The sequence below is a fragment of the Imperialibacter sp. genome, assembly GCF_040222815.1.
Taxonomy (GTDB): domain Bacteria; phylum Bacteroidota; class Bacteroidia; order Cytophagales; family Cyclobacteriaceae; genus Imperialibacter.
In genome coordinates, this window is sequence record NZ_JAVKCH010000039.1 from 42,955 (window position 1) to 55,439 (window position 12,485).

General features: G+C 41.8%; 8 protein-coding genes and 1 CRISPR repeat array (1 of these 9 running past the window's edge). Of the genes, 7 read left to right on the forward strand and 1 reads right to left on the reverse strand.

Going from position 1 to position 12,485, the window contains the following annotated elements; translation table 11 throughout:
* Positions 1–167: 167 nt before the first annotated feature.
* Complete coding sequence (locus RIF36_RS18955; protein WP_350070226.1) at positions 168–1,151, reverse strand: virulence RhuM family protein; 984 nt, start codon at positions 1,149–1,151, stop codon at positions 168–170.
* A gap of 821 nt (positions 1,152–1,972) precedes the next feature.
* On the opposite strand from RIF36_RS18955, the gene RIF36_RS18960 reads away from it, so the two are divergent.
* The 7 genes from RIF36_RS18960 to cas2 all read left to right on the forward strand — a co-directional run bounded on the left by RIF36_RS18960 (position 1,973) and on the right by cas2 (position 12,177).
* Positions 1,973–2,923, forward strand: coding sequence for an SDR family oxidoreductase (locus tag RIF36_RS18960; protein ID WP_350129371.1), 951 nt, complete (start codon positions 1,973–1,975; stop codon positions 2,921–2,923).
* A 10-nt stretch (positions 2,924–2,933) separates the two neighbouring features.
* Positions 2,934–3,845 (forward strand): helix-turn-helix domain-containing protein, encoded by a 912-nt coding sequence (locus RIF36_RS18965; RefSeq protein ID WP_350129368.1) that lies wholly within the window; start codon positions 2,934–2,936, stop codon positions 3,843–3,845.
* Between the two features lie 2 nt (positions 3,846–3,847).
* The gene (locus tag RIF36_RS18970) at positions 3,848–4,390 is read left to right on the forward strand and encodes a hypothetical protein (protein ID WP_350129365.1); all 543 of its coding nucleotides are present in this window, start codon (positions 3,848–3,850) and stop codon (positions 4,388–4,390) included.
* Positions 4,391–5,638: 1,248 nt separating this feature from the next.
* Positions 5,639–6,058, forward strand: a complete 420-nt coding sequence (locus RIF36_RS18975; protein ID WP_350129362.1) for an HU family DNA-binding protein — start codon at positions 5,639–5,641, stop codon at positions 6,056–6,058.
* A 493-nt stretch (positions 6,059–6,551) separates the two neighbouring features.
* Positions 6,552–10,934 (forward strand): type II CRISPR RNA-guided endonuclease Cas9, encoded by a 4,383-nt coding sequence (cas9, locus tag RIF36_RS18980; RefSeq protein ID WP_350129359.1) that lies wholly within the window; start codon positions 6,552–6,554, stop codon positions 10,932–10,934.
* Positions 10,931–11,830 (forward strand): type II CRISPR-associated endonuclease Cas1, encoded by a 900-nt coding sequence (cas1, locus tag RIF36_RS18985; RefSeq protein ID WP_350129356.1) that lies wholly within the window; start codon positions 10,931–10,933, stop codon positions 11,828–11,830. Before cas9 ends, cas1 begins: the two co-directional genes overlap by 4 nt.
* Before the next feature lie 41 nt (positions 11,831–11,871).
* Complete coding sequence (gene cas2 / locus RIF36_RS18990) at positions 11,872–12,177, forward strand: CRISPR-associated endonuclease Cas2 (RefSeq protein ID WP_151999186.1); 306 nt, start codon at positions 11,872–11,874, stop codon at positions 12,175–12,177.
* A 138-nt stretch (positions 12,178–12,315) separates the two neighbouring features.
* Positions 12,316–12,485: a CRISPR direct-repeat array (repeat unit 47 nt; unit sequence ACTGTTTCCGATACGTCAAAGATCATTAGTTGAAAGCAAATCACAAC); it runs 800 nt beyond the window's last position.

Sequence of the window (12,485 nt, forward strand, 5' to 3'; positions counted from 1 at the left end):
TCTCTGTTGCCAGCACCAATTCGTGTCTCACCCGGCGGGCTATCCGCCTGCTATCCCTCAAGCAAGGGTCGAATAAAGGAGGTCGCTCTGTGCTTCAGGACTAAGCGACCTCCTTAATGGGTTTCGGGGGTAAGCTTCCGATGCATTACCGCCCCCATAACATCGCCTCACGGCTTGAGCTTCTTAATTGCTCTGTCAAAGTCGCTTTCGTAATGGCTGTCCTGAATCACCCTGTATTTCTCGAATTCGGCTTCCGCCTTTAGCCTGGCTTCCAGCATGCTCACTTTCCCTTTGTCTTTTAATATGGGATAGTTGGACAGCTCTAAAAATGCATGTAAAAATTTGGCCCATTGCTGCATGTTAAATGCTATGCCTCTTTGTGCATTGTTTTCGGCCAAATCTAAATAAGCAGACACTATTCTGTTTAGCTCTGCCAAATGCCGATGCGCCAAATAGTTTTTAGCCACCACCACATCGCTTTTTAGTATTTTTCCATCAGGGGCGGCCTTCCATGTTTTTAAGCCCATGTATAGTTTGGTAGCATCAGCTTCTGTATAGATTATTTCAGCGGCCGTTTGTCCAGTGATGGCCCAGTGCAACTTGTTTTGCACCATAGCAAAGAAGTCTTTAGTTTGCTGACTTTCCTTGTCATAATCGGTGCTTAGGGCATACAGGTCTGTTATCTTCTGGTAAAACCGGCGTTCGCTGGCCCTTATCTCACGGATGCGCTCGAGCAATTCATCAAAATAGTCGTGATCAAAGTGCTTGCCTTGCTTCAGGCGGTCATCGTCTATCACAAAACCTTTGATGATAAATTCATTGAGCGTGGAGGTGGCCCACTTGCGAAAATCGGTGGCCTGGATAGAGTTTACCCGGTAACCCACGGCCAATATGGCTTCTAAGCGGTAGAACTGCGTGTTGTAGTTTTTACCATCAACGGCAGTATGTGCAATTTTTGCACATACTGAGTTTTCCATAAGCTCATTGCTGGCAAAAATATTCTTGAGATGCTTGGTAATTACCGAACGCTCTGCACCAAACAGTTCCGCCATAGCCTTTTGAGTAAGCCAAAACGTGCCGTTCTGAAAATACACCGAAACGCTTACTTTCTTGTCGGCTGTATTAAACAACAATAAGTCTCTTGCTTGCATATGTTACTGCCTTAAACCATACAACACCAAATACCCATCGTCTTGCCCGAGGCTTTAAGGTTGGCGTTGTCTGGTATCATACTCATACCCCTTCCTCATCCTATTGTCAACATGCTGCTCAGCCCGACAAGAATGCGACCTGCGTACACTTAGCTGAAGGCATGTCACATGCCATTGAAGTTAGACTAACAGAGGATAGCTGCTACGATATTATCATGGAGTTAAATATATTGGTTTTCCATCAACAATGGCCCCACTATAGTTTTTGTTGGTGGTTATTTTCGCTTTGAATCCTCTCAAAACCCCAAAAAATCAAACAGATTCTTCGAGCCATTCGTTAGCAGCACCTTTTGCTTGTCAGTGGCCCTTGCCTTCTCTGTTGCCAGCACCAATTTGTGTCTCACCCGGCGGGCTATCCGCCTGCTCTCCCTCAAGCAAAGAACATGATAGGGTCGGCCAGAAAGGCCGCCGGTCTGCCACTGCTTCCATAGCAACATCATCTCGAAACGGGTCCCGATCTTTTATAGGGGCAAAGTGAGAGATTCCCATGACCCACAGCCAGGTTTGTCATTCTTTCTGCCCGACCACCCCTGGATACTTTTGGAATACATGCCAAGGAACGTTTGAAAAGACTATTGATGTGACTTATTGGGGTAAATACTCGATATTCTAATAAATATATGATGAGGATATAGACCCGGTTCATATCCAAATGGTGTGTGTATTTGAAAAAGACCAAAAAGTATACATCATTCGAAATTGTGTATAAGACCATAACGGTGTTCTGTATTGATCTTTGTATCAACAAAATACAAGCAAAGATGAATACAACTCAATTTGGTAAACAAGGTTGGACACCCGATCGAATCGGGTCTCTCAAAGGTAAAACATACATTATAACGGGTACTACCAGCGGCACAGGATTTGAAGCAGCGAAAATATTGCTGTCAAAAGGAGCAAAGGTGGTGATGCTAAATCGAAACCCAAAGAAATCAAAGGACACCATCGTAGCTTTGAAGCAAGAACTTGGAAATAACATAGATGTAACATCCATACAGATGGATTTGGCAGAACAAGCTTCTGTAAAAAAAGCATCGGAAGAAGTTCTTAAAAAAGTTCCTCAAATCGATGCACTTATCTGCAACGCTGCCATTGCCCAAGTACCTAAACAAACGTTAACAGTAGATGGCTGGGAAAGTCAAATGGGAACGAATTACTATGGCAATTTTACACTTCAAGCCTTATTGTTCCCGCTTATTGAAAAATCTAAAGGACGTATTGTTACAGTTGGTAGTATGGGTTATGATATGGGGATGAAAACCATCAATTTTGATGACATGAATTGGGATAAGGGTTACAATGCTAATACTGCCTATAGCCAGAGTAAATTGGCACAAATTATGGCCATTTATGAATTACAGGATAGATTGGAAAAAGCGGGTAAAACAGATGTGAAGGCCTACGCTTGTCATCCTGGTGCTTCAAGAACCAACTTGATAAATACCAGTGGTAGTTTTATGATGAAATTCATCTATAATCTAATGATGTTTTCACCATTAGTACAATCGGCTGAAAAAGGGGCTTATCCACAATTAATGTGTGCAACAGAACCGAATTTAGACCAAAGTGGTTTTTATGGCCCGACAGGAAGAAGCAACTGGGTTGGTCCAGTTGGAGCACATAAAATAGAACCGCACGCAAAAGATAAGGCCGTTGCAGAGAAATTGTGGGAAGTGTCTGAAAAGGCAACAGGTTTGGAGTGGAACATTTAATTTAGCCACAATGCAGCACTTTAAAACATTATCAGCTTATATAGAGTACCTGGAACTTCCACGCCCGGAGCATCCTATGTTGAGTGTGTTTTCTGCTACAGGTGATGGTTTTTTGCCATGCCCCAAAGAGAGTTCACCACCCATTACCAACGATTGCTATTCCATTAGCTTGAAGAAGGTGGTAAAAGGCGATTTAAACTACGGACGAACGCAATATGATTTTACCAATGGCGCATTGATATTCATTGCACCAAGGCAAGTGCTGCAATGGAATGAAAGCATGGTTTATGACCAAAAAGGGTTCTCTATCAATTTTCACGAGGATTTTCTGAAAGGGACCGAGTTGGCGCATCAGATTAAGAAATATGGTTTCTTTTCGTATTCCGCCAATGAAGCCCTGCACCTTTCACCCAAAGAAGAAAAGCAGATTGAATCGATTGTGGAAAGTATTGCAATTGAATACCAGAACAACCAGGATGAATTCAGCAAAGACATCATTATTTCGCAACTCAGCACGCTTTTAAAATATGCCAATCGCTTTTACGAAAGGCAGTTTATTAACCGAAAGGAAATGTCGAATGATTTGCTGGAGCAGTTTAATCAGCAGTTAGAAATCTATTTTGATTCAGGACAACTACAGGAAAAAGGAATTCCCAGCATCGAGCAAATTGCGGATCAACTTTCGGTTTCGCAACGTTACCTGAGCGATACACTAAAAAAGGAAACGGGAAAAACTTCAACCGAACATTTGCAATTGTACCTGATTGATGAAGCAAAGAATTTCTTATTGAATCCCAATAAAACGATCTCTGAAGTGGCTTATGAACTGGGCTTTGAATATCCGCCCTATTTTTCGAGATTATTCAAAAAGAAGGAAGGCATCAGCCCATCCGCTTACAGAGAAAAATATAAATTGAACTAACCATGGAAATATTAAAATTAGCCACCGAATGGGCCAAAGCCGAAGTTTTCTCAACACGATTCTTTATCTTTTTTGCGATTTTGTTTTTAACAGCAAGCGTCGGTTTTTGGCAGCTCGGTAAAACCGACATAGCAAAAGCATACATCATCCCCACCATGGTGGCAGGTGTTTTACTTTTGATCATAGGACTTGGGTTGTTTTACACCAACAAATCAAGAATCACAGAATTTGAAACTGCTTATAATACTGACGCCCCGGCTTTTGTAGCATCAGAAATTGAGCGTGCTGAAAGCACTTTAAAGGAATATAAAACCATTGTTTTTAAAGCCATTCCATTAATTATCGCTGCGTGTGCGCTGGTGATTGTATTCATGAATACACCTGTTTGGCGGGCGAGCATGATTACAACCATTGCCATGATGGTTGTTATTTTGTTGATTGACGGCACAGCACATGCTAGAATCGACAATTATTACAAACAATTAATAACAGTTGAAATAGCCATAAGGAGAGCCACACCCAACGAGACCGGCGTGGAACGATGAATAACGTCGTAGAGCAATCGATTTTCATTTTCAAAGGAACTTGGGCTATTCCATGTGGCCGCTAAAAATTAAATTTTATACACATGAAAAACAGGAAAGAAAGTAACGGTTTAAGCGGATAGTAAGGAAACAGAAATAAACTACTCGCAAGAGGTGTGTAGTGCTCCCGTTGGGATGCGCACCATACACAGACCGTTCTCAAAACCCTAAAATCAAACATTTCCTTCAAGTCATTCGTCAATTGCACCTCTTGACTGTCAGTGGCCTTTGCTTTCCTTTTGACGGCACCGACTTGTGGTTCACCCAACGGGGCGTCTACTGCTATCCCTCACGCTGAGAACCTGAAGGGATTCACCAGCAAGGCCGCCGCTGCACTACAGTCTCCATCGCAACGTCATCTCGATCCGCTACCCCGATGGCTATCGGGAGGCGGAGAGAGATCCCCATGACCTTGCAGTGTCTTCTAAAGACTCACTGCTATCATCACCTTACAGATCGTTTCCACCTGAAGCTTCCTCTCATCTCCAGTCAAGCCTGAGCCGATTCCCTTTCAAGCTTGTGTCGGCTGTCGCTGAAGCTTCGACCTTTTCCTGCTCAAGCTTGTATCGTTAACGGTGCTAGCTTGTTCCGTTTACAGTTGAAGCTTCAACCGGGCCCGACTGAAGCTTCAGCCAGAACTCATTGAAGCTTCAACGGGAGCTCATTGAAGCTTCGACAAGAGTCCATTGAAGCTTCAACGGAAAACGCTCATTTTTTGCTGAGGGAAAGTGGGTGATTTATCACGTATTTAGGAAGTTGATTGTAATAAAATGCCTGTTTTCGTTATTATGAAATAATGCAAATATTGAAGGGCAGCTTATGGCGACTTTTAGAGCAAATTTCGATGCATGACTTAAGATGGATGCAAAAATTCGGGTATGCAAATACAATCGATTGAAATGTAAAAAATGTGCTTTATTGAGATGTGTTTTAAACGACGAAACTCCAAAATGGTTTACCTTTATAAGGCGTTTCTTTATCAATCAGGATAAAAAAACTAAATGAGAAAAATAATAGAATTTTTTTCTGATAATTGGAGTGAATAGAGGTGTTTTGGCACTAATATTGAAATGAGAATTACTGTACGAAATGAACTGAATATTCCCTCTCATAAAGCTTCGTTCAAGGCGCCAGACAGGTTTTCCAAAGTTGGTTTTTCGTCATAAGTACACCTTAAATCATTTATTCACATTTTAACAATTTTCAATTATGTCTATTTTGTATAAAACCATCCGCAAAGCCGAGCCGGGAGTGGCAGGCGGCGGTCAGTACAAGTTCTACGCAGGTATCGTAAGAGAGCGGGAAGCCACTCTCCGGGAAATGGTGAAGGAGATTTCCTCCAGAAGCACCGTTACCACCGCTGATGCCTTTGCTGTTATCGAAAACTTTTTGGAGCTGGTACCCAAGTTTCTGCGCAACGGTCGCAATGTGAACCTTGGGCAGCTGGGTCGTTTCAAAGTGAATTTGAAAAGCAAAGGGCACGAGCTACCTGGTGAAGTAAGTAACTACAGCATTCTTGGTAGCAAGGTGTCTTTTGCCCCAAGCCTGGAAATGAAGGAGGAGCTTATGACCATCAGGTACACCAAGGCGGCCGGCCATGAGCAGGACTTTGAAGAGGAGGCTGAATGATACGTGTCCTTAAGGCTAAGGTCCTAACCTAGAATCCCGCAGCGATCTGCGGGATTTTTTTATGTGGGTTGGTGGTGAGGGCTGCAGTTTCTGAAGCTACCGCTAATTCTGTAAACAATTTACGAAGGAAATTTGCTAGGTTTTAATCGAATTGTTCTCTAAATTTTCACTGGCCAGCCATATTTTTTTAATTATTCCCTGTGAACCTTTCTAAGTAAAGTATTTTTTCTGCCGACTAATGGCAGAAACTTCTTATTGTATTCGAGAAATTTTAGGAATTGGGGTGAAAAAATGCCCCGCATTGTAAGACGAAGCGGCTTAAATGTTTTACTCATCAAATAGTAGATATAAAAGGAGTTCGTGAAACATTCAAAAAGAAAAAGCGAGGACTCGTTAGAATCCCCGCTTTAAATGTTTTCACAACGGAATAATCCTTATTGTGATTTGCTTTCAGATAGTAAAACTAGAAATAATACCGAATAAGTAAAGACATATGAAAAAGATTTTAGGACTGGATTTGGGGACAAACTCAATTGGGTGGGCGCTTATTGAACACGACTTTGCAGATAAACGAGGACAGATCCTGGGAATGGGAAGTCGTATTATTCCTATGGGGCAGGAATTGAGCAAGTTTGAACAGGGGCAGGCACAAACGAAAAATGCCAATAGGCGAATTGCTCGTGGAATGCGTAAACTCAATAAACGCTACAAACAAAGAAGAAACAAGCTAATCTACGTCTTGCAGCAATTAGACATGTTGCCTGAACAAATCAGATTGTCAGAACCTTTCGAAAATCCATTGATGCTAGACAAACTTTCTATTCTTCCAATCAATAAAAATCAAAAGCAATACTCAGCTCTCGACTTGCTAGAATTGAGAGCAAAAGCCTTAAATGAAGCAGTTTCACTACAAGAATTGGGTAAAATAATTTACCTATTCAATCAACTACGTGGCTATTCGGGAGGAGGTAATGAACCCGAAAAAGAAGACGACTCAGAAGAAGAAACAGACAGCAACGAGAAAAGAGGCAATGAAAGCTACGTGACGTTTGGGAAGGTATTATCACTATCCGAACCCGAAAAGGTGATATTCAAAAACAAAGAACTTAAAAAATACAAAGCATCTATCGAAACAGAAGATGGAGTGTTAGAGGGAGATACTTTCCTGGAAATTTTGAAAATAGATGAATCCTTCGAGTTGCTTGTGAATACTACCTTTTCTAAAAAGTTTGGCTCGACCACTACATTCAAATTACCCAATAAAACAAGCTGGCGAAAGAAAATGGAGAATTTGGAAAAAGAATTGACTGAATTGTCTAGAGAAAGGGGGAGAGAAGTTTACCTGTCAGAATATTTTCTTACCGTCCTTAAAGAAAACAGATGGGCAAAAATCAGAAACAATGTTGTCTTACGGTCCCGTTATCAATCAGAATTTGATGCTATATGGAAAGAGCAAAGCAAGCATTACTTGTTTCTAACCGATCTACCTCAAGACAAATTATCATGCATAACCCAATTCATCTTTCCTGGCACTAAGGAGACCCAGGAAAAATATCGGAAAGCAGGTATTGAAAAAGGGCTATATCATATTATTCGAAATCAAATTATCTACTACCAAAGGGAGCTGAAAGACCAAAACCACTTAATATCTGATTGTCGCTTTGAAAAAGGAGAAAAAGCTGTTGCTAAAAGTCATCCTATTTTTCAGGAGTATAAAATATGGGAACAAATCAATAAACTGACGATAAATACCAAAACTGAGAGCGGGAAAAATCGGAAGGGAGAGATTAAATATAAATATGTGGATAGGCCTATTCCTGCTTTACTTAAAGAATGGCTCTTTGATGAGCTACAGAACAAGAAAGAAATCAGCTTTGGTGTAGTGTTCAACAAATTAAAAAAAGAGCATAGTCTTCAAGAGGGGGTCGATTTTCTCAATGGAATGAACCCAAAAGCCAAATTGAGAGGAAATGAAACAAAGCTAAATATATACAAGGCTTTAGGAGATTTACTTTGGGAACAACTTGGGTTGGCTGATAAAAACAGACAGGTAGAACTTTGGGACATTTTGTACCATGCAAAGGGTAACGAATATGATATAGACAGTGAGCGTACATCGAAAGTTTTGCAGTTTATCAAAAAATACGTTCCCGGCCTCACTGATTATAAGCAAACAGCGATTCATATAAGTAAGGTGAAATTCAGCAGAAGCTATTCGGCTCTCAGCCTTAAAGCTGTTGAGAAAATTCTCCCTCTCGTAAGAGTCGGGAGATATTTTGACAATAATTTCTCATATGTTCTGAAGGAAAAAATCATCCGGTTACTCAATGAGAGTGTAACCGATCCATTTGAAAAAGCTGCGCAAGAACACTTGGAAAATAATATTGACCTTCTTGTTGATGGTGGGATCATGAATGCCTATGCTACAATCCTGGCTTACGGAAAGCACACCGCCAAAGAGTATAGTAAAGATGAGCAAATCAGCAGCTACCAGGAGATTCAACGGCTCATGCCAGGCGAATTACGAAATCCTCTTGTCGAGCAACTGATAAGTGAGGCTTTGATGGTTGTAAAAGATATATGGAAAGAGTACGGAAAGCCGGATGAAATAAGACTTGAACTGGCTAGAGAACTGAAGAACAACGCTGACCGAAGAGCCAAAGTCTACAAATCAAATAATGAAAACAGGAAAGCCAATGATGAAGTTAAGAACTTGCTGATAGAACTGAAGCAAGAAATAACACTGACCAATATCGAGAAATATAAACTTTGGTTGTCGCAGGAAAATCTTGCAGACGAATTTGTAAAGCAATATAGGGATCCGTCAAAATCCGAAATTGAGAAAATGAGGCTATGGAGGGAACAAGGGCATATTTCACCATATACTGGACAGCCTATTTCTCTCTCTGATTTATTTAATCGTGAGCGCTACGACGTTGACCATATAATTCCACAATCACGCTACTTCGATGATTCATTTACTAACAAGGTTATTTGCGAAAAATCCGTGAATCAGGAGAAAAGCAATCGTACAGCAATGGAATATTTTGAGATAGGATCAAGCTTGCCAAGTGTATTCCCTAAAGAAAACTTTATAAAACATGTAAATGAGCGGTTTCAGGGTATAAAAAGGAAAAATCTATTGGCTACCAAAGTGCCTGATGACCCGATCGCCAGACAAATGAAAGAGACTCAGTACATATCGGTAAGAGTAAAAGAAGAACTAAACAGGATTGTGGGAAATGAAAATGTAAAAACAACCACAGGAGGAGTTACCGACTATCTGAGAAACCAGTGGGGGCTGACAGATAAGTTTAAGAGTCTTTTAAAGAGTCGATACGAAAAAGCTAAATCTTTACTTGCCGAACTAGAGTATGAAAATTACGTCAAAACATTCAATAAAAAGAAGAAAGAGTATAACGAAAAGGATATCCCATTCGCAGAAATAGAACTAACCAAAGAACAATCTATTCAGTCATTTAACGCCAACTTTTTTCAAAGAAAGAATAATAAACTGATTATTAAGGGATGGAGTAAACGTATAGATCACAGACATCACGCCATTGATGCCTTAGTAATAGCCTGTACTGAACCTACACATGTAAAACGGTTGAATGATCTAAACAAGGAACTTCAAACATGGCTGGACGAGCATAGAAAAGAGTTTTTACCTGACTTTGAAGGAAGTCCAAGCGAGCTATTAGATGAAATTCTCAATCTTGACAAAGACAAAAGAGAAGCAATTTTTAAACAGATTGAAAAATTCAAGGCTGTTGATCTGCCTTGGAGTGGGTTTCCAGAAAATGCAGAACAAGAAATTCAGAAAATTATTGTTTCTCAAAAACCAAAAGACAAACTCTTGATTCAACAAGAAGAGCGAAAAGATAAAAACGGAGTACTTCAAAAAACTGGCAAGCTTCAGGTCAAAATTAGAGGGCAGCTACATGAAGGCACCTTATATGGAAAATCTCAGGGCATTGAGGCGTATCGTATTCCCTTATCAAAGTTTGCAGGTAAACAATTTGCCACTGAGAAAACCATTGAAAAAATTACTAATGAGTATTTGAAACAAGCCATCAAAGATCATTTGAAAGATTTTGAAAATAAGAAAGAAGAAGCATTCTCAGTAGAAGGGATACTGGCTTTGAATCAAAAACTAGCAGATAAAAAAAGAAAAAAGGAATGGGCAAGAAAGGGAAAAAAGAAAAGAATTGGTGAGACAGCACCACACACTCCAATCTCATCAGTGCGAGTATTTTATCGAGATCCATCAAAAATTAAAATTAAAAAGGGACAAGAAGAAGTTGAAGACACTTTACAGCAGTTGGACAGACGTAAGGCTTTTAATCAGTCTCTTTATGTAAAAACAGGCGATAACTACCTTTTTGCAGTTGTGGAAAAAGACGGCAAACGAATTTTTGATCTTATTACATTCTTTGATGCCACTAATCTTCTGAAAGATGCTTTAAAAAATGCTTCGGATAAAAACAGCATCAATAAAGACCAAGTTTTTAAAAAATATTTTGAAGAGGACAACAAAGCTACAAAGGGAGCCACTCTATTATTTACCTTGAAACAAGGCGACCTTGTTTATATGCCTTCAGAAGGAGAAGAAATGATTACCGATCCTCAAAGTCCGTTGTATGAAGCGTTTTGGAAGGATAAGGAGGCACGAAGCAGGAATATTCATTATGTGACAAAGTATAGTGGAAATGAAATTTACTTTATCAAGCATCTCATAGCCGATACAATTGTAAAAGGAAAAGAATTTGGTTCTCAAAATGCATATCAAAACCTTGAAGGCATGTCCTTAAAGAACTATTGCATCAAACTCCAGGTGGACAGACTAGGCAACGTTAGACCTGCTCAACCATGATCAAACGTACCCTTTACTTCGGTAACCCAGCCTATTTGAAAAAACAGCAAGACCAGCTGGTGGTGGACTTCAAGGACGAAGTGAGGCCATCTGCCTCGGTACCCATCGAAGACATTGGCCTGGTGGTGCTCGACCATCAGCAGGTGAGCCTCACCCATGGCCTGGCCAATGCGCTGATAAGCAACAACGCCGCCCTGCTGTTTTGCGATGAACGCCACCTGCCCAACGGCCTGGTGCTGCCCATGAGTGCCAACAGCCTGTTTACCGAAAAGCTGCGGGCGCAGCTCGATGCCAGCCAGCCCCTGAAAAAGCAACTCTGGAAGCAAACCGTGCAAGCCAAAATCCGCAACCAGGCAACCCTGCTCAGTGAGTTGGGTTTGCCCACCGACAATATGCAGCGCTGGGCCGAGCAGGTGGGCAGTGGCGACCCGGTGAACCTCGAAGGCCGGGCAGCGGCGTGGTACTGGAAAAACCTGTTTGAGCATGTAGACCATTTCACCCGCCACCGCTACGGAGAGCCGCCCAACAACATGCTCAACTACGGCTATGCCATACTGAGGGCAGTAGTAGCCCGCAGCCTGGTGGGCAGCGGATGCCTGCCGGCTATGGGTATCCACCACCGCAACAAATACAATGCCTTTTGCCTGGCCGACGACGTGATGGAGCCCTACCGGCCTTATGTGGACAGACTGGTGCTCGACATGGTGCATACCATGGACGAACTGCCCGAAGAGCTGGGTAAGGAAGAAAAAGCCCGGCTGCTGACTGTTCCTACCCTGGACGTTAGCATCGATGGCATGAAAAGCCCCCTGATGGTGGCCATGCAACGCACCACGGCCAGCCTGATGGCCTGCTACGAAGGAGAAAGCCGAACACTTGCCTATCCGGAAATGTGAGCAGTGCTGCCGCCACCGAGCGACTCAACCAATACCGCATCATGTGGGTCTTCGTATTTTTTGATTTGCCTACCGACACCAAAAAGGACAGGTACCACTACACCCAGTTCAGAAAGAATTTGCAAAAAGACGGCTTCAGCATGATGCAATACTCCATTTATGTGCGCCACTGTAACAGCCGGGAAAATGCCGACGTGCACATCAAGCGAGTGAAGCGGTTTTTGCCGCCCAAGGGGGAAGTGATTGTGTTTACTTTAACTGACAAGCAGTTTGGCATGATGGAGTTTTTTATCGGGCCGGAAATGAAGGACAGGCCCGATACCCCCCAGCAATTGGAATTGTTTTAAACAAAAAATCCCGGCCCTTTTCGGAGCCAGGATTTAGAAAGTATCGGTCAACAGTCGGTATGCACCACAAGTTGTTTAGTTTTTTGATCCTGTTTGTTCGGTTAATCAGTTGATTACCAGTGTGTAATGGTAGGGTATACTGTTTCCGATACGTCAAAGATCATTAGTTGAAAGCAAATCACAACCCACACCTGCATCGCTGGTAAAATAGACGTACTGTTTCCGATACGTCAAAGATCATTAGTTGAAAGCAAATCACAACTGTGTTGGGCAGGGTAATTACGGGGTAGGGACTGTTTCCGATACGT